Consider the following 19,267-nt stretch of genomic DNA (forward strand, 5'->3'; position numbering starts at 1 on the left):
TTAGTTATCTTCAAAAAAGGCAGTACTACCTTAAGTACTGCCTTTTTTAACTTCTTTAAATATACTTCATAAGAGTAATCTTTACTTTGCTCCAAATTTTTTCGATACTAGGGCATTTTTTAATACAGTTAGGTGCATTGTTACGGCTCTTTTAAACATAATTAATCGAAATTGAGACAAATCTACTTGATCCTTGAAGAATTACCGTTGGACCATCGCCTTTTGCTGTACCGTTGATTTCTACTTCACCCAAAATAGTAGCTAAATTGTCTTTAAGTTTCCATGACAACGGCAAGTAGATTGCGATCTCACTCATTAAAGCATTGACATTAATTACCACCGTATCGCCAGCAGGTTTAGCAGAATCTAGATAGACACTAGTTGTACCCATTGTTGAATTAATAGTGACTGTTTCTAAGTTTTGTGAATGAACGTAGCGCGAAACTTCCGATAGTTTTTGGTTAATCACGATATGACGTTCATCATTTTCATTGTCGTCATCACCAAAATCACTTTTGGTAGAGGTGAATTCGCCATCCGTCCAACCTCTGCTTTGACGCTTATTGAAAAAATAAGATGTGTGATAGTGATGCCAACTTTTTGCAAAAATCAAATGTAATCCCGCATACACTAAGCAAGTTGCTAAAAGTAACGTCCACGGAACAATACTGGTGATGTGTAGTGGCTCAGCATAAACAATTAATAAAAAAGCGACTGAAAATACTGTACCAAATAAATTATGATTAACGAGGCTATTGATTAAGCTTACTGCAAAAATCACTGTCCAAAAAATAGTGGCCAAGCCTAAGTGAAAAGATAAAAGCTGTAATTGATTAAGAATTAAGAAAACGGCTGCTGCCACTAAACCAATGCCCCACAAAATTTCTTTAATCTTTTGTTTTCTCATGATAAGGACCTTCTCTCATTTAATTTATCACTCAAATTATGATAATAACGGCGTGAAACGTAGACAACTTTGTAAGAATCTCGAAAATGTACTTGGCAATTAGAAATTGATCTAGTTAATGCATAAACCTGTTTTAAATTTAAAATAGTTGATTTAGAAACACGCATAAACTGCCAGCTAAGTAATTTCTCTAATTCATATAATTTATAATTAACGCTAAAAGAATTACCTTTTGTATGCGCAACTACTTGGCGACCTTCAGTTTCCAAAAATAGAATATCATCTAAATTTAAATAGTATGTCAGCTCATTTTTGTAACATTCTAATTGATTGGGTCGTTCACTTAGTTCTTGCAGTTGCCGATAGATTTCTTCCACTTCAGCTGTTAATTCTGGTGCCTGAATAGTAACCATTGTTTCAGCAGTATCCGCATTCAAATCAATTTTAACTTTCAAAACTCTCACCTGCCCTTCAATTGGTAATTTTAATTAAACCCTAATTTAAACGTAAAAGCCAGCAACATGGTGCAAGTGGTTCCTTTATCTAAGTAAGCGGTCAATTTTAATAAGTGAATATAATAGTCATAATTTTTTTACAAGTAATTGAAAAGATTCTGCCAAGAAAGATCACCAGCTAATGATTAGCCATTTTGTTTTTTAAAAAATCGTTCTAATTCTTTGCCATACTCAGGCATACCCAATAAAGAAAAATTCTCAATTGCTATTCGACAAATATCTAAATATTTATCTTCTGCTTTGTAATGATACTCAATCATATTTTTGAGTAACAAAATGACATTTTTATAAAAAAACAATTCAGGTTTAGTATCAATTTGATCTGCAGCCATAATTAAAAAGTGTGTTGCATCATATTCATTCTCTTCAATACACTGAATTAATAAATTACCAATAACACTTAAAATTATTGCCAACGTCTTCACATCATTGGATCCTTGGAATTGCTTAATTATCCTTCTAGTAATTAATAAATTGCTTTCAAGATCATAGAACATCATAAAATTGCAATACAGCACTAACTTAGACTTATCAAAATTAGGTCTACTAAAGATTTGATCTTTTAGAGCCTTTTTTTCTATATCATTTAAATCTTCATTATTTACATTAGCAATATAAGCATCAAGATAAAGCAAGTCAGTCTCTTTATTAGGAAGATCACTTTTACTAACAAATTCTTTCAACTTTAACAATTCGTTTTTTGAATTCCGATAATAAGCATCACTTATTACAGTCATTAATTCGCGTTCTTGATTATATTTTGATTGTTTAGAACTATTTAGTTCACCAAAAAAATCAAGTAAAGAGACAGAATTATAATTCAGTAAACTTACTAAATCTTCTGCAGAAATACGATGAATATCTTTTTCTACCTTAGAGTAATAGGAAGGACTTACAATATCCCCAATCCACTCTCGTTGAGTTTTTTCTTTATTCAGTCGAAATTTTCTTAATAAGCTACCAATAGTCATAATTTTCTCCATTCCTGTTACTTGTAATACTATATTTTTAATTTTTATTACGCCTGAATTTATTTTTCCCAATAAGTATTAATATTATATTTGTTCTGATTCACTTGCCTCTTTCTTATTTAACTATAAAATTTCGAATACGACATTTTTATGCTTAAAATTATAGCCCTTTTATAATAAAAATATCATCAAATTAAGAAATGAGAGGCAAATATTATGAACATCTTTTTAAAGAATAAAAACTACAGAAAATTTACTCTTGCCAGCTGGTTATCCAGCGCAGGCAACATCCTTTTCTACCTGGCTCTCATGACTTATGCTAGTAAATTGAAAAATTATTCCTTGGCATTATCTTTAATTGCGATTACCGAGTCACTACCAGACTTAATTCAAAGTCTCAGTGGCTACCTAGCGGACCGGACACACAATAAATACCGCGTAATTGTCTGGCTTGCAGTCATTCGCTTTGCTTTGTACATGCTGGTGGGCCTGCTCTTCGTCACCAATATTGCCGGCTGGAACCTGGTTTTAATGGTTATCGGACTCAACTTTGTATCTGATCTATCCGGCATGTACTCTAGCGGTTTACAAACGCCTCTAATCGTTGGCCTCGTCGGTGAAAATGAAATGGCCGAAGCCCAGGGTTTTACAGGCGGCGTATCACAACTAATTACGCTAGTCGCACAATTTGTCGGTTCCGGGCTCCTGCTCTTCATGTCATATTCAGAACTAGCCATTGTCAATGCTCTAACCTTCTTAGCAGCTGGCTTACTCTACGCCAACATTGGGGCAAATGTTCGCAAGCAGCAGCCTGACCAGAAAGAAGAGGTCAATGACCAAAACTTTTTTGCCACGATTGGTTCATCACTCAAGCAAGTACGGCAAGCCCACGGACTCTTAACAATTGTTTTAGTTGTAGCTATGCTTAATGGTTTGCTCAGCTCTGTTGAGCCATTAATTTCAATCGTTATTGCCGGCAACAAAAGCATGCTTATCGGCAGCTATAGTTTCACCATCGCACTTCTAGGAGCTGCTGCAGCAATCGGCTTAGCTCTTGGCAGTGCAGTCGGCACCAAACTCCTTAAAAACACGTCGCTTTTCCAGCTATCTTTATTATCTACTATCAATAGTGCCATTATGGCCGTTGTCATTTTGAACAAGAGCAGCATACTTTGCCTTATCTTAATGACCACTCTTGGCTTCTTAGCTGGTACGAGCAGCCCTAAGTTAATGCAATGGTTGGTTATCTCCGTAGATCGCAAAATTTTAGCTTCTTCAGCAGGGCTTTTAAACACAATCTTAGCAATTGCTGGTCCATTAATGACAACATTATTTACCACGATTGCTGGTACAATCAATGTTAATTATGCCCTATACGGTGTTTTGGGACTTAGTGCCATAGTTTTCATTGCTACTCTGATCGTAATGATTAAGGTCAATAAATAGCAATTACTTATGAGTATTAAAAAAAGAGTAATTCATTTACTCTTTTTTATTAATTATTTAATATCCAAATCATTTGTGCTATAAATCGTGTGGTTGTACCACTAGATCGAATCCATTAATACCTATATATAGAATATTTAAAATTATTAAATTAGATTTTATTCTAATCCAACCTTTTTAAAAATTTCATCAACATACTTTAAGTGATAATGATAATCAAAGGCATCTGCCACATCCTCTTGGGATAAATAGGTCATTACGTCACTATCTTCAACCAGTTCTCTAAATAAGCGACCTTCATTCCAAGATTTGGTCGTTAATTTTTGCACCATATCATAGGCAGCTTCACGCGATAATCCCGCTTCATCAATCAGCTTTAACAGTAATCTTTGCGAATAAATCAAGCCATATGTTCTATCCATATTCTTACGCATTGTTTCTGGAAAAACATCCAAATTCATCAAGATACGATTAAATCGATCAAGCATATAATCGAGCCCAATAGTAGCGTCTGGTAAAATAATTCGTTCAGCACTTGAATGCGAAATATCCCGTTCATGCCATAAACTAATATTTTCATATGCCGTAATAATTTGCCCACGTAAAACACGAGCCATTCCGCATAAATTTTCTGATCCAATTGGATTACGTTTGTGGGGCATTGCTGAGGATCCTTTTTGACCTGCACGAAAATGCTCTTCAACCTCATGAATTTCTGAACGTTGAAGTCCTCTGATTTCTGTAGCCCAATTTTCGATACTTGTCGCGATTAGTGCCAAGGTTGCAATATACTCAGCATGCAAATCCCGTGGTAATACTTGACTAGTAATTAGCTGCTGTGTTAACCCTAATTGCTTTAAAACACTAGTTTCAATTGCCGGAGGAACATTAGCAAAAGTCCCAACTGCTCCAGAAATCTTACCAGACTCAACGCCTTTAGCCGCATGTTCAAAGCGCTCAAAATCACGATTAATTTCAGCATACCAACGAGCAAGTTTGAGACCAAAAGTAGTCGGCTCAGCTTGAACACCATGAGTACGTCCCATTTCAACAGTATATTTATATTTGCGCGCTTTCTGTGCAATTGTTTCTTTTAAAGTAAGTAGATCTTGACGAATAATTTTATCAGCTTGCTTTAAAATATAGCCCTGAGCCGTATCAACCACATCTGTTGAGGTTAATCCATAATGGACCCACTTCTTTTCTGAACCCAAGCTTTCGGAAATAGTTCTTGTAAATGCTACAACATCATGATGTGTCACCTGTTCAAAATCAGCAACTCTGTCAACCGTAAATTTTGCATTTTGCGTGATTTTATCAGCGTCTGTTTTAGGTACTACTCCTACTTCGCTCCATGCCTTAGTTGCAGCAATTTCTACCTTTAGCCAAGCCGTATATTTATTTTCAATTGACCAAATTTTTCCCATTTGAGGTCGTGTATATCGTTCTAACATTTATCCTCTTTCCCATGGATTTTGTAATACAATTGTTTGTTCGCGATCTGGTCCCACCGAAACAGTCACTAACGGTACACCAACTAGTTCAGCAACTCGGTTTAAAAAATTTTGAGCATTTACAGGTAAATCGCTCCACTTTTTAGCAGCTGTAATATCTTCCTGCCAAGCAGGTAGTTCTTCATAGACTGGATGACAACGTTCAAGTTCTTTTAAACTTGCAGGATAATAGTCAATCTTTTTCCCATCTAGTTCATAAGCAGTGGCAATTTTGACAGTCTCAAAACCGCTAAATATATCAAGTAAATTCAAACTTAAAGCATTGATGCCCGCAACACGTTTAGCATGTCTTAAAGCAACTGCATCAAACCAACCGATTCGACGTGGTCGACCAGTAACCGTTCCATATTCATGAGCAGTTTCTCGAATACGATCTCCTACTTCATCCAGTAATTCTGTTGGAAAAGGACCGGCACCAACACGAGTCGTATAAGCCTTGCACACACCAATTACTGTTTGCAAGCGATTACCGCCAACCCCAATTCCGCTAGCTAAGCCACCAGAAATTGTATTTGATGAAGTAACAAAGGGATATGTCCCCTCATCAAGGTCGAGCATAATTCCTTGTGCACCTTCAAATAAGACTTTGTCATTTTCATCTAAAGCCTGATTTACCAAAACCGAAGTATCAGTCACATATTTTCGTAATTTTTGTCCATATTCATAGTATTCAGTAAAAATATCATTAAAATCAAGAGCAGGTTTATCATAAATTTTAGTAAACAACGCATTTTTTTCTCTTAGATTGGCCTGTAATTTAACAGAAAAAGTATCTTTTTCAAGTAGATCACAAACTCGAATTCCAACCCTTGAAGCCTTATCCATATAAGCGGGTCCAATACCATTCTTTGTTGTACCAATCTTATTGTCACCTTTTGATTCTTCTTGATATTCATCCAGCTTAATATGGTACGGCAGAATAATATGCGCCCGATTTGAAATCCTTAATTTGCTAGTATCAATGTCATTTTTGGCTAAGTTTTCTAACTCTGCAAGTAAAACTTTTGGATTAATAACAACGCCGTTGCCAATTACTGCACCCTTATCCGCAGCAAAGATTCCTGATGGCAACAATCTCATTTTAAAAGTTTTACCATCAATTTCAATTGTATGCCCCGCATTATTTCCACCATTTGAGCGAACTGCATAAGCTGCATCTTTACTTAAAAAATCAGTAATTTTTCCTTTGCCTTCATCGCCCCATTGACTACCAACTACTGCCACTGCCGTCATTTTCATTCACCTCATAATAATCTAGCAATTTTACATTAATAGTCTAGCAACTATTTCAACTTTAGTCAAACTTAAATACGAACTATTATCAGCAGTTCAATAAACATAATTCGATTTATTAATTGACATGCGGAAAGTTTTTGATTATAGTTACATCGTTGAAAAAGATTTAATTTAGGAGCAAACACATTTATGAGCAATTATTTCAGTATGGATGCCTTTGACTACGATGATATTCAGCTTATTCCTAATAAAGGCATTATCAAAAGTCGCCACGATGCCGATACAAGTGTCAAATTTGGAACCCGAACATTTAAAATACCAGTCATTCCAGCAAATATGGAAAGCGTGATTAATGAAAACTTAGCTATCTGGTTAGCGAAAAACGGATATTACTATGTAATGCATCGTTTCCACCCAGAAAAACGTCTTGACTTTGTCAAAATGATGCAAAGTAAGGGCCTTTTTGCTTCAATTTCTGTTGGAATTAAAGAAGAAGAATATACCTTTATCGATCAACTTGTAAAAGAACAAATTATCCCTGAATACATTACAATTGATGTGGCTCATGGTCATTCAGTTTATGTAATTGAGATGATTAAGTATATTAAGGATAAGCTTCCAAATACATTCTTAACTGCTGGCAACGTTGCAACACCAGAAGCAGTGCGTGAATTAGAAAATGCTGGTGCTGATGCAACTAAAGTTGGTGTTGGACCAGGGCGAGCATGTATTACCAAGCTGAAGACCGGTTTTGGAACCGGTGGGTGGCAATTAGCTGCCTTAAGGATGTGTAGCAAGGTTGCTAGCAAACCATTAATTGCCGATGGTGGTCTTCGCTACAATGGTGATATTGCCAAATCAATTCGTTTCGGAGCCACTATGGTCATGATTGGTTCAATGCTTGCAGGTCACGAAGAATCACCTGGTAATATCATTAAAATTAATGGTAAAACTTATAAACAGTATTGGGGCTCCGCTTCTGAGGTTCAAAAAGGCGCATATCGTAACGTTGAAGGTAAGCAGATGCTAGTACCATTTCGAGGATCCATTCGTAATACTTTGCAAGAGATTCAAGAAGATTTGCAGTCCTCAATCTCTTATGCTGGTGGCAAGGATCTTAATTCAATTAAATTAGTCGATTATGTTATCGTTAAAAACACAATTATGAGTGGAGATAAATAGTTTTTGAAATAATTTTTAATAAACTTATCTTTTGGTGTGGTAATACAGCGCATTTTCCGTTAAAATATTATTTATCTCAGTATTGTTAGGTAGTCGATACTGAGATTTTTTTATACAATTGAATTCAAAAACTAAGTTCAGTAAATAATTTGCTAGTGTTATTTTATTTCTTCTTATGCTAGAATATACACGATGATTTTTTATTCTAGAAAGTTTTTGAAATATATGAAAAAAAAGTTTTTAATATTTTTAACTGTAAGTTTTATTTTTTGGAGTGGTATCACTGTAATTCAAACTGCTCAAGAAATATCTGCTACCGAGATATCTAACACCAAAGCAAACACTAATATGCAAAAGGCTAAGGTAATTAAGCAACCTATTTCTCAGAACCCCTACTTAACTAATGAGCAGTTTAAACAACTATTAAAGTTATTAAAACCATCCTACGAAAAGTATCTCAAGGACCAAAAATCTAATGGTACAGTTAATAAAGAGACATCTTCGACTACACCAAATAAACAACCCAGCATAGCAACTAAAAATGCTATAAGCTTAATGATTTTTATTGCAAACGATAATTCTTTGACTGTTAAACAAAGACAAGCGGCTAAAAATGCTGCTAATTTATTAAAAACCGGAAAATCAAATAACCAACCAGCGCCATCTTGGTTTAAGAAGTATGTTGATTTAACCAGTCCCCAAGACGCTACAAATAGTAGTAATATTCGTGTCTCACTAAAAAATTTGGCTAAAGTTAATCAAGCACGCACAGCAATTGGTGAAAAGGCCCTTAAAGTTTCTTTACCCTTAATAGCAATCTCAATGATTGATGCTGACTATCAAAAACGTGGTGGTTTAACACAGCCACATTATTATGAATATACCAACAACTTAGAAAATATTGCGGGAGGTACTGAACCAGTTGCTAAATGGCTGAGTGAAGAAATCAATTGGAAGTGGGATGTTAAAAAAACACCAAGTCTAGCACCGAATGAATTTTCTCCTAATTGGTCTAATATCAAATATGATAATGCCGTTTTTGGTACAAATGGTTATAGGACTGCCGGTCATTATTTAAATTTGGTAAACAAACAACATCGCGTTATGGGAATGGCTCATATGACCAAAAGTAATTACGGCTTTGTTGACATTCTTAATGCCAACTATAAAGACTCATCTAGTGCTATTAGTTTCAATCAATATAAAAAATTAGTCACTAAGTGGCTGAAGAAATAATCTAAAAAATGCATCTTTTTTTCTTAAAGGATGCATTTTTATTATCCATAAAAATACCTAATCGCCATTTTAAAGTATCTTTTTGTCCTTTATTTTTCTTCGTAATGACCTAAAATATGGTTTATTAAAACGATTTCATAAAAGGAGTTTGAAAATGACAGAACCAGATTATCAAAAATTAGTTAACGAAATGCGGAGTGAATTTAAACAAGGAGATGATAAACGCGATGCGGGATTACCAACGCAAATTCCTGAAGTTGAGCGTTTTGATAATTTACCGTACGGTAATGTCGCACAATTTCAATTGCTTGATGTTTATTTACCTAAAAAAAGAACTAATGAAAAGTTACCTGTAATTGTCAACATTCACGGTGGCGGTTGGGTTTATGGTACAAAAGAAACATACCAATTTTATTGTCTTTTTTTAGCTAAAAAAGGCTTTGCCGTAGTTAACGCCAATTATCGCTTAGCGCCTGATGTAGTCTATCCAGGCGAACTTGATGATATAAATCGAGTTTTCCATTGGATAGCAAAAAGTACGAACGCAAATAAATACCACTTTGACCTTAATAATGTGTTTATCGTTGGGGATAGTGCTGGAGGGCAAATGGCAGAGCAAATTTTAGCCGTTTACACCAACAGTGAATATCGCAAATATTTTGGCTACAGCGTACCTGAATTAACAATAAAAGCGGCTGCCCTAAATTGTGGCCTATACTTTTTAACCGAAACTGACTTAATTGTAGGAGCACCAGAATCTTATTTTCGTCCAGAAATTCGTTTAACTGAACATGATCAACTAAATGTAGAACAATACTTAACCAAAGCACTTCCACCAATTTTTTTAATGACCAGTAATGATGATTTTTTACGTAATAGTGCATATATGCTTTCAGGATATTTACACGCTAAAAACATTTTTCATGAAATGCATTTTTATGGTGATGATAACCACCGGCTTGGACATGTGTTTCACGTTAACCAAAAAGACGACCTAGCTAAACAATGTAATCTAGATGAATTAGACTTTTTCCGTAAGTATATTAATTAACGTATTGATAGATATAATGGTTGACATGGTTAACACATGCTCAACCTTTTTTAATAAAGGTAGGAGCTATGAACTCTAATATACATGAATTAGTACAACTAGATAAATTGCCCATTTATGTTAAAGTACATCAAAAAGTAGGAAAAACTGAAGTAGCCCCACATTGGCATCAAAGTATTGAATTAAGTTTTACTTTACAAGGTAAAATTGATCATTTTGTAATTGAAGGGATTGATCATCAAACACAGCCTGGTGAAATTTTAATCATTAATACCCAAATTGTTCATAGTATACAAAATACAAACAACAATCAAAAAGATTTAATGTTAACCCTGCTTTTCCCTTACTCCCTAGTTCGACGCATGTTTCCAGCAATGGATCAATATTTAATTTGTATAAAAAACTTAACTGAACTATCAGTTAACCAAGTAACCAAATATCATCAATTACAAACTATGCTTAGTCAAATAATTGCAATAAGTTTAAATAATAACGAAACACTTAAGGATTTAGAATTAACAATTCTTAGTTATCAAGTTCTAGAAATTTTGCTTAAGCATTTCTTATACCCTCGTAATCATAACAGTCAACTATCCGATAACTTAATTATTACTGGTCACTTGCGTCATGCATTAAGTTTTATTCATACTCATTATCAAGACCAAATTTCTCTACAAGACATTGCAAATAATTGCCATTTGGCTCGACAATACTTACAAAGAATTTTCCACAAAAATATGGGAATTACTTTAGGAAAATACCTCAAAAAATATCGTGCGCAAATGGCTTATCAGGAATTATGTAATACCTCAAATACTTTAACCACCGTTGCAATGAATAATGGGTTTAGCGGTATTCGTTCAATGAATCGCGCTTTAGTTGCCAATTATGGACAGCCTAGTAAGCAAATTCGTAAAAGTTTCTCAGCGCCACATGCAAGTTACTGAAAGCGCTATTTAAAATAAAAATATGCGTAATAATGTAAGTAAACAATTTAAAACTAAAGAAAAGAGGAATTTAATATGAAAAAAGCCGAGCCAAAATCTAAACTATTCAAGATTTCTTTATTATCAATTTCACTACTATTAATGATTGCACCACAAATCTCACCAGTGTTACCTTTAATGTACTCAGCTTTCCCTAACATTTCACGAGCTGGCGTTGAAACATTAAGTACCATTCCTAATATTGGAATCGTTATTGGATTAGTACTAAGCCCATTTTTAATAAAATTAATTGGAACTAAGCTAACAATCATAGCTGGACTTGTAATTACTTTAATAGCAGGTACATATCCCATATATGCCACGGATTATCCCACAATTTTAATTTCACGTTTTTTATTAGGAGCTGGAATTGGATTATTTAATTCCTTAGCAGTTAGTCTCTTATCAAAATTTTATCAAGGCAATGAGTTATCAACTATGCTAGGATTTCAAAACTCAATGGGTAGCATTGGTGCTGCTATCTTTTCTTTCTGTGTAGGGTGCTTAGCTTTTCAAGGTTGGCATATTACTTTTTCCATTTATTTAGCAGCATTGCCTATCTTAATTTTGTTTGGCTGGATAGTAGTTCTACCTCATGAGCAAAAAAATATATCGACTCAAAAGATACCTATGACTAAAGATGAAAACAAAGTAAATATAGCTGTAATTAAAATTGCTTTACTAATGTTCTTTATGTACGTTTTCTTTATGCCAATGACTTTTAAGTTGCCACAATTAGCAATTACTCAAAAAATTGCTAATGTTAGTCAAGTAGCTTTTGTTTCTACTATAGTGACTCTTATTGGAATTCCCGTTGGTATGTTTTATGGCTATCTGAAGAAAAAATTACAGGATTTAATTTTACCAATTGGTTTATTTTTACAAGTCATTGGATTACTAGCAATTGCATTTGCAGTTAATCTTCCAATACTAATGATTGCTGCAATTGTTCTAGGAGCTGGCTTTGGCTTATCAGTACCATATATTTTTAATTGGCTAGGAGAAGTTGCTCCGAAAAATTCAGTTAACTTCGCAACAACAATTACTTTGATTTTAGTCAACATAGGCTGTGCAGTTTCACCAACGATTATTAACTGGCTAGGTAATAATTTAAGTAATGGATCTCCACGAGCAGATATGACAATTGCTGGCTTAGGGATGACAATTTTATTTTGTTACAGTATCATGCACTATTTCAAAACACAAAAGCAGCATTAGTTTAAGGACCATTCGCGTATAACTTTTTTAGGCAAGTAAAAGCCGTAAATCAAGTTATTATCTTGAATTTACGGCTTAAAATAACTATCATTTATTTCTTTCTTTTCTAGAAAGCCAAAACATAAACGCTGGTAAAATGATAAACCCAAAGACCATCATTAAAATGGCATACCAGTTGATACCGACAACTTTGCCATTAACCACAATTCCAAATTGAGTTTGCCAATTATAATTAATTAATAAAAAAATAACTAGTAATATTGAAAGAATCGGAACAACAATATCTGTCCAAATATTTTTAGAAGCTGGTAAAACAGCTTCTTTATTTTTTTCAAAATAAAATAGAATAACTGCAAGTGGAACAATGATAAATCCCAAAAATCTTACCATTGCACTGAGAGTGATTAAATTAACCAAGTTATATTGAAAGGCAAGAGGCACTAACAAAGCTAATGCTTCAGAAATAAAGAATGTTCTAATTGGAAAATTATTTTTGGTTCTCTTCGTTAAAGACATTGGAAGCTGATGCTCACGCGCCATTGCTTCTAATATCCTTGGAGCATTGAAACTTGAAGCTACGTTTATCCCTAACATTGATATTAAAGCTCCAATCAAAATTACATCGCGCAAAATTTCATTATTAAAGATTGCACTAATTGCTACAACTTGCTTAGTTGTCATCAATGCCCTAGGATTTAACACCATAGCAACTGCCACCACACCAATATAGATTGCTGCAATCACAAAAATAGCTAATGGAATCGCCCGTGGTAAATTTTTCTCAGGTTCTTGCATATCATCTGAACCCGACGCAACTGATTCAAAACCGGTAAAGGCATAAAAGGCTGAAACGATTGCCATTACAAATCCTGTTGTAGTTAATGTAGGGACAATTCTTTGCCCATTTTGCGTAATTTGGTCGACTTCAGTTAACTGGTGAGAAGCACCACTAATAAGTAAAAGTACCACACCTGCAACAATAATTAATACCAAAGCAGCTAATTTACCTGCAGTAGCCATGTTCATGACTAATTTAACAAATCTTTGACCAAAAACGTTAATAATCGTAATCAATACCATCAAGACAATAAATCCGATAGTGACGCTGCTAATATTATCTGGATTGCCACCAAAAATAGAAATAGTTGACTTAATTACTCCCACAGCCATTACGCCCCATGCTACACTGGCTGAGAAATAACGTAAAATCCCAACATAAAAACCGATATTGTCCCCAAAAGCTGCTTTGGCATAAGCATAGGACGCACCCGATTTCGTAACATACTTAGCTGCGGCCGAAAACGAAATAGCCAAAATCGCCGCAAAAGTTGCTGCGATTAAGTAAACTATTAACGCTTTGCTACCAGCTTGTCTAACAACACTGCCTGGCGTTAAAAAAATTCCTGAACCAATAATCGAATTAATCGCTAATAAAACTATCGACCAAAAGCCAAGCTTATCATTTATTCCACTTTCCTTATTCATCAAAGTCCCCCTTTAATTCGCATTTTGAATTAAAAATTTAAATAAGTTATTCATAAATTTAACGTCGGGATTGCGATGTAACATTTCGGGGTGCCATTGAACCGCCAAAATATTGCCAGACTCATTTTCAAGTCCTTCGATTACACCATCTTCAGTCTGCGCAACAGCATTTAAATCTGGAGCAACCTTTTTAATTAATTGGTGATGAAAAGAATTAGTTAAGAAGTCGGTTTTACCCAAAGTCCGCGCTAGAAAACTGCCTTCTTTTACATGTACACGATGAGTGGGCAAATCTGGTGTATGTCCTTGTTCATGCTTAAATGTTTTCTCTGAGCGATCGGTTATATCTTGGTAAAGACTACCGCCATGTGCCACATTAACGATTTGGGCTCCTCGACAAACACCTAATATTGGCTTATTCATTTCTTCTGCAAATTTGAGTAATAACATATCAAAGTGATCTCGTGCAGGCCAAATTTCACCAATTTTTGGATCTAACTCTTCCCCATATAAATGAGGATCAACATCATGTCCACCTGACAAAATTAGCCCTTGAACTTGTTTCATTTGTGTCCTAATAACTTCTTCATCATCAGTATATGGAATAATAAATGGAACGCCACCATTTTGGACAACCGAATCAACGTAATCTTCATTGACATAGCTGCGACGATAGCCCGGAAACATTCCTCCTGCATCAACGATTACTGAACCCGAAATACCAATAACTGGTTTTATCATTGTTTCACCTGCTTTTTGTCTACTTTATTAATTATCTTAATTCTATTATAAGAGTAATTTGTGAATTTTGGCATTTATCTGTTTGGAAGCAGCTTAATTACTTTTTTTACCTAATCGCACAACTTGTTGCCTAAGCTGCTGTATCTCGGCAATCGAAATCTTGGGATCGGTAATTGCTTGAGCAAGTTTAAATTTTAATAGCGCAAGTTCATTACTTACTGGTACTGCTTTTTGGCTTAAATTAGAAGTTGCTGAAACTAATTGATTATTTTGAATTTTCCAGGTTTTAAAATTTAAATTTGCGAGTAACTGTTGATCATGAGTCACAATAAGCACCGCAAAAGGATAACTTTTAAGAAAATTCTCTACTGCTTTAAGGCTTTTAAGATCAAGAAAGTTGCTTGGTTCATCTAGAATTAATAAGTTATGCTGGCCCAGAAGAACTCGGGCCAATCTGTAACAGATCATCTGGCCACCACTCAAAGTGCGAATTTCATTTGTCAACGACTTAGTTAAATGTAAATCCCCTAAAAGCTGCATGGTAGTTGTCCGATCAAATTGACTAATTTTTTGAATTGCTACTTGCAATGTTGTTCTGTTTTCTATTTCTTTGCTCATATTCTGCTTAAAAAAGCCAATTTGGGCTTGGGGATTAATCCATTCGGCCAAAGTTTTCGCGACTAACTGGCTTAAAAAAACAGACTTTCCGCAGCCATTAGAACCCGTCAAAGCTACTTTTTGGCCAGTTTTAAGTTTTAGTTGCGTTGTAATAGTAAATAATTCATGCTGGGCAATAGTTATTTTTTGTGGCTCAATACGTAATAAAGTATCGTTTATAGAAACAGCTGAAGATTGCCACTTTAAATTATTTAATGTTATTGGTTTATGAATATATGGTCTTACTATGCTTGTGGTTTCTTGTTCAATGCGTTGCTTGATTATCTTTTGTGTATGCGCCAAATGTTTTTCTTTACCACCATAATCTCGATTTTTCCATTCCGACCAAGATAAATCTTTTTTCTTACAATTTGCACGATCCACTTGTTGTTTCTTTCGCTGCTGCGCCTTTTTTAATTTTTTGATTTGCTTTATCTGATTATGGTATTGTATTTCTTCATTTTCTCTTCTTTTTTTGATATCTTGTTCAAAATTCAAAAATGATTCTTTATACGCAATAACTTTTTTATTGTTCAAATACCAAATTGTATTGACTGTTTGTGTTAAAAAATGACGATCATGACTAATTACAATATATGGGTTTTTGAGATGATTTAAAATTTCAATGAGCCATTGCTGCTGACCAATATCTAAATTTGAAGTGGGCTCATCCAATAATAGTAAAGTCTTCTTACTACTATGGCGCATTTGCTCAATTGCCGTCACAATTTCCTGTCGTTCCCTTTCACCACCACTTTGTTTACCGTAACTAATAATTTGTGACACCATTACTAACTGACAATTACGTTGAATTTGCCCCGTAACATTAAACGCCACTGGCTTTTGGCTGATTACATTAAACAAGGTCGTTTTACCCGTACCGTTTTTACCAATCAGGCCAATCCTTTGTCTATCTTGTACATTTAGCTTATCAATGTATAATAGTTTTTCTCCTTGGTATTCAAGTAGTAATTGATTAATTTTGAGATATTCCATATCTAACAACTCGCTTTCTTGAGTAAAGAAAAAGCACTGATAACAGTTGCTTCCAACCTAAATTAGCAGTGCACAAAAAAGCCAGTGTCAAATACGACTACCTAAACTAAATTCAATACTAATTTCTGATTATCAGCAAAAAAACACACACCGAAATGTATGGGTTATCAATCTTTTTCGCATAATAATATTTCAGAAATTAATTTTTCATTTTAGTAGTAGTCTCTCTTTCTTCATCTTTTAATTATTATATCATATTTGTTAAAAGATTAAATAAAATCTAATCAATCTTTTCAAAAACTTCACAGACCATTGGCGCTTGCGGATAAAATTCCTTATTTCCTTCTTGTTGATATTCTTGCCTAAAAAACTCATCATGAATTTGGCGCCAATATTGGTAACTGCGATCTCCCTCACCTTCATGATAAGCATGCTCAGCTGAAATTTGCTCATAGGAAATTATTTCAACTACTTTATCTTGAACTACACAAATTGGCCTAGCAGCATGATCAAGGATGATATTCCAATCCCCAACTTGTGGCAGTGGCTCATCTTTTGCATAAAGTTCATATGCAGAAGTTGTTGCCGTTTTAAGCCCCTGCTTTACTAAATTAGCTAATTTGTCACTAGTAGTGTCAAATGACCAGGCAGTAACCGGAGTATTTTGAGGTAATTGATGCTTTTGACAAAAGTCTTGCCAATATTTAATTGTTTCTTCATTCATTAGAGCCACCATTGTGGTGTTAATTCACCCATTGTCATTACTTTTGCTTGCTTATAATCTAGCATTACTTCAACTTTTTGATAATCTTTTTCCATTAATTGAACAATAAATTCACGGCAAGCTCCACATGGGGCGCCATTTTGCCCATTTGACATAATCGCTAACACTCTAGTAATTCTTGTTTCGCCATGAGTAAGCATACTCATTAAGGCGTTTCTTTCCGCACATAGCCCCAACCCACAGGCAGTATCAACGCAAACGCCAGTATAAATTTTACCAGACTCCGATAAAACAGCGGCTGCTACACCGCCGACCTCCATGTGATTACCAATTAAGCGAAAGCCTTGGACTTTCTTTGCTGCCGCAAGCATCTCTTGCCATTGTTGATCCATTTTTGCTCCCTCAAGCTTTTTTCTAATAATAGAGCTATTTGTAGATTCTTTTTCTGAGCCAATCACTCTATAACCCTTTTAATATACTTTCAATATGCGTTTGTTAAATTTGGCTACCGCTGATAACAATGAAACAAAGTAAAAGCGTTCATTAAGATACTCTTCTATTACTTCCATCATTTTATTAAATATAATTTATCAAAAAATTAAATAAAAATAAAGCCCCAAATGTTACTTGATAATTTTCAAATAGCAATGGAGCTTCAAGATAACTTTTAATCTAATTAATTGATTGACCACCAGTCACACCATAAACTTGACCAGTGATATAACTAGCCATATTAGAGGCTAAGAAGATATAGACTGGAGCTAATTCATCGGGTTGACCAGCACGATTCAATGGTTCTTCTTGTCCAAATTTCTCTAAAGCGTCGGTCGGTTGTCCCCCTGCCACTTGAAGTGGTGTCCAAACGGGACCTGGCGAAACACTATTGACCCTAATCCCTTTAGGCGCCAATTCCTGCGCCAAGTTGATTGAAAAGTTAGCAATGGCTGCTTTAGTTGCGGCATAATCAAGTAAAATTGGTGTTGGACTAAATGCCTGAAGTGAGGTCGTCGTCAAGATCACACTACCTGGTTTCATCTTTGGTACCACGGTTTTGACCATTTCATACATTGAAATAATGTTAACTTCAAACGTATCATGAACTTGATCCATTGATAAATCTTCCAAGCTAGCAGAGTTTTGCTGGATTGCTGAATTCATTACCAGTAATTCTATACTACCAAATTCTTTAATTGCCTGTTCACTCACCCGGGATGCTTCACCACGTTTACGAAAGTCTGCCGGTATCAGCACTGCCTTGCGGCCCTCTTGTTCGATTAATTTTGCAACTTCTTTGGCATCATCAGCTTCTTCTGGTAAATATTGAATAGCAACATCGGCACCTTCTTTAGCAAAACCAATCGCTACTGCTCGACCAATACCTGAATCGCCTCCAGTAATTAAGGCATGGCGACCAGTAAGTAAATTATGTCCCTCATAGTCGCGCATATCACCATTAGGTAACGGATTCATCTTACTTTGAATTCCTGGATATTTTTGTGACTGCTTTGAAAAATCATCAGCATGATAACGGGTTAACGGGTTTATTAAATTATTATCCATCATTATCGTCTCCTTTTTTAACCTATCTATAATTTATAGCGCTTACAAAAATAAAGCAATAATTATGCTTGAAAGGAAAATTTTTAAAATTTGCATTAGCGAACCAATCCTTTCATAATAGTTCATTAACATCTTTTATTTGATACTTTTCCATAATAGCTCTTAAAAATTCATATCTATCTAATACTAGGTAAATTTAATTATTAACTAAAATAGCTTTTAAAAAAGTTGACTTAGAGTTGCTCTAAGGTCATATACTTTTGGTAAGTAACAAAAAGGAGGTATAAATGAAAATTTTATTCATTAATGCTAGTCAAAATCAAGCAGGTAACACTAGCCGGATGGGAAAGGCTTTTCTTAAGAACAAAGCCTTTGAGCAAATCAATTTAGTTGATTATAAAATTTACCAAATCAATCAACATTATCCCGATGATCAATTTGGAAAAGTATTAGCCTGATTACAAAAAACAGATTGGATTGTCCTTGGTACACCTGCTTATTGGCATGATATGAGCGGTTATCTCAAAACCTTAATTGAACGAATTGGTCAAGATCCCGAACTGGACACTTTAGCAGGAAAAAAACTTTCCGTCTTTATTCAAGGTAGTAATCCTGCAGATACGATTAAACCAGTGACTTCAATTATCAAAAGATTTGCCCAAGTCGCTCACATGGAATATATTGATATTCAACAAAATTTTACTCAGCATTAATAATTCAGCAAAATCATCTAAAAACAAATGGCAAAATTGAATAAATTTTAACGGAGTGAAAGGTTCTCACATGAGAACCTTTCACTCTTTTTGATTCTTAAATAAGTATAATATACTTAAGTTATTGCA

General features: G+C 34.6%; 18 protein-coding genes and 1 pseudogene. 8 read left to right on the forward strand and 11 right to left on the reverse strand.

Annotated elements, in window-relative coordinates; all coding sequences use genetic code 11:
* Positions 1–151: 151 nt before the first annotated feature.
* From F5ESL0228_RS07705 to F5ESL0228_RS07715, 3 genes are all read right to left on the reverse strand, one after another.
* The gene (locus F5ESL0228_RS07705) at positions 152–907 is read right to left on the reverse strand and encodes a hypothetical protein (RefSeq protein WP_122023382.1); all 756 of its coding nucleotides are present in this window, start codon (positions 905–907) and stop codon (positions 152–154) included.
* Positions 904–1,362 (reverse strand): LytTR family DNA-binding domain-containing protein, encoded by a 459-nt coding sequence (locus F5ESL0228_RS07710; RefSeq protein WP_090092622.1) that lies wholly within the window; start codon positions 1,360–1,362, stop codon positions 904–906. The genes F5ESL0228_RS07705 and F5ESL0228_RS07710 overlap by 4 nt, the downstream gene beginning before the upstream one ends.
* A 185-nt stretch (positions 1,363–1,547) precedes the next feature.
* Positions 1,548–2,405 (reverse strand): helix-turn-helix domain-containing protein, encoded by an 858-nt coding sequence (locus tag F5ESL0228_RS07715; RefSeq protein ID WP_122023383.1) that lies wholly within the window; start codon positions 2,403–2,405, stop codon positions 1,548–1,550.
* A gap of 519 nt (positions 2,406–2,924) precedes the next feature.
* Here F5ESL0228_RS07715 and F5ESL0228_RS07720 point away from each other — a divergent pair.
* Complete coding sequence (locus F5ESL0228_RS07720) at positions 2,925–3,839, forward strand: MFS transporter (protein WP_305018332.1); 915 nt, start codon at positions 2,925–2,927, stop codon at positions 3,837–3,839.
* A gap of 158 nt (positions 3,840–3,997) precedes the next feature.
* On the opposite strand, the gene purB is transcribed toward F5ESL0228_RS07720, so the two are convergent.
* Both purB and F5ESL0228_RS07730 read right to left on the reverse strand, forming a co-directional pair.
* Positions 3,998–5,293 (reverse strand): adenylosuccinate lyase, encoded by a 1,296-nt coding sequence (gene purB, locus F5ESL0228_RS07725; protein ID WP_122023385.1) that lies wholly within the window; start codon positions 5,291–5,293, stop codon positions 3,998–4,000.
* On the reverse strand, positions 5,294–6,586 hold the full coding sequence (locus tag F5ESL0228_RS07730; RefSeq protein WP_122023386.1) for an adenylosuccinate synthase: 1,293 nt from the start codon (positions 6,584–6,586) through the stop codon (positions 5,294–5,296).
* 192 nt (positions 6,587–6,778) lie between these two features.
* Between F5ESL0228_RS07730 and F5ESL0228_RS07735 the strand changes: the two genes are divergently transcribed.
* The 5 genes from F5ESL0228_RS07735 to F5ESL0228_RS07755 all read left to right on the forward strand — a co-directional run bounded on the left by F5ESL0228_RS07735 (position 6,779) and on the right by F5ESL0228_RS07755 (position 12,262).
* Complete coding sequence (locus tag F5ESL0228_RS07735) at positions 6,779–7,771, forward strand: GMP reductase (RefSeq protein ID WP_122019252.1); 993 nt, start codon at positions 6,779–6,781, stop codon at positions 7,769–7,771.
* A gap of 225 nt (positions 7,772–7,996) precedes the next feature.
* Positions 7,997–9,007, forward strand: coding sequence for a CAP domain-containing protein (locus tag F5ESL0228_RS07740; RefSeq protein ID WP_233553586.1), 1,011 nt, complete (start codon positions 7,997–7,999; stop codon positions 9,005–9,007).
* 154 nt (positions 9,008–9,161) lie between these two features.
* Entirely contained in the window at positions 9,162–10,058 is an 897-nt protein-coding gene (locus F5ESL0228_RS07745; RefSeq protein ID WP_122023387.1) for an alpha/beta hydrolase, read from the forward strand.
* A gap of 68 nt (positions 10,059–10,126) precedes the next feature.
* Positions 10,127–11,005, forward strand: a complete 879-nt coding sequence (locus F5ESL0228_RS07750; RefSeq protein WP_122019256.1) for a helix-turn-helix domain-containing protein — start codon at positions 10,127–10,129, stop codon at positions 11,003–11,005.
* 75 nt (positions 11,006–11,080) lie between these two features.
* Positions 11,081–12,262 (forward strand): MFS transporter, encoded by a 1,182-nt coding sequence (locus tag F5ESL0228_RS07755; protein ID WP_122023388.1) that lies wholly within the window; start codon positions 11,081–11,083, stop codon positions 12,260–12,262.
* A gap of 87 nt (positions 12,263–12,349) precedes the next feature.
* Here F5ESL0228_RS07755 and F5ESL0228_RS07760 read toward each other — a convergent pair whose 3' ends face one another.
* From F5ESL0228_RS07760 to F5ESL0228_RS07785, 6 genes are all read right to left on the reverse strand, one after another.
* Entirely contained in the window at positions 12,350–13,747 is a 1,398-nt protein-coding gene (locus tag F5ESL0228_RS07760) for an APC family permease (protein ID WP_122023389.1), read from the reverse strand.
* 12 nt (positions 13,748–13,759) lie between these two features.
* Positions 13,760–14,488, reverse strand: a complete 729-nt coding sequence (locus F5ESL0228_RS07765) for a gamma-glutamyl-gamma-aminobutyrate hydrolase family protein (RefSeq protein WP_122019267.1) — start codon at positions 14,486–14,488, stop codon at positions 13,760–13,762.
* A gap of 93 nt (positions 14,489–14,581) precedes the next feature.
* Positions 14,582–16,141 (reverse strand): ATP-binding cassette domain-containing protein, encoded by a 1,560-nt coding sequence (locus F5ESL0228_RS07770; RefSeq protein ID WP_122023390.1) that lies wholly within the window; start codon positions 16,139–16,141, stop codon positions 14,582–14,584.
* Between the two features lie 280 nt (positions 16,142–16,421).
* Positions 16,422–16,865: an ASCH domain-containing protein gene (locus F5ESL0228_RS07775; RefSeq protein WP_122023391.1), complete on the reverse strand. Its 444-nt coding sequence runs from the start codon at positions 16,863–16,865 to the stop codon at positions 16,422–16,424.
* Positions 16,865–17,257 carry a cytidine deaminase gene (locus tag F5ESL0228_RS07780; protein ID WP_233553592.1) on the reverse strand — a complete coding sequence of 131 codons (393 nt, stop codon included), beginning with the start codon at positions 17,255–17,257 and terminating at the stop codon, positions 16,865–16,867. Before F5ESL0228_RS07780 ends, F5ESL0228_RS07775 begins: the two co-directional genes overlap by 1 nt.
* 280 nt (positions 17,258–17,537) lie before the next feature.
* Positions 17,538–18,428 (reverse strand): SDR family oxidoreductase, encoded by an 891-nt coding sequence (locus F5ESL0228_RS07785; RefSeq protein WP_122023392.1) that lies wholly within the window; start codon positions 18,426–18,428, stop codon positions 17,538–17,540.
* 284 nt (positions 18,429–18,712) lie between these two features.
* Here F5ESL0228_RS07785 and F5ESL0228_RS08335 point away from each other — a divergent pair, with 284 nt between their 5' ends.
* Positions 18,713–18,883, forward strand: coding sequence for a hypothetical protein (locus tag F5ESL0228_RS08335; protein WP_158592505.1), 171 nt, complete (start codon positions 18,713–18,715; stop codon positions 18,881–18,883).
* Positions 18,884–18,898: 15 nt separating this feature from the next.
* Positions 18,899–19,138 (forward strand): annotated as a pseudogene (locus F5ESL0228_RS07790) (NAD(P)H-dependent oxidoreductase); the annotation flags it as partial.
* Positions 19,139–19,267 lie beyond the last annotated feature (129 nt).

This window comes from Lactobacillus sp. ESL0228 (assembly GCF_003692825.1).
GTDB lineage: Bacteria > Bacillota > Bacilli > Lactobacillales > Lactobacillaceae > Lactobacillus.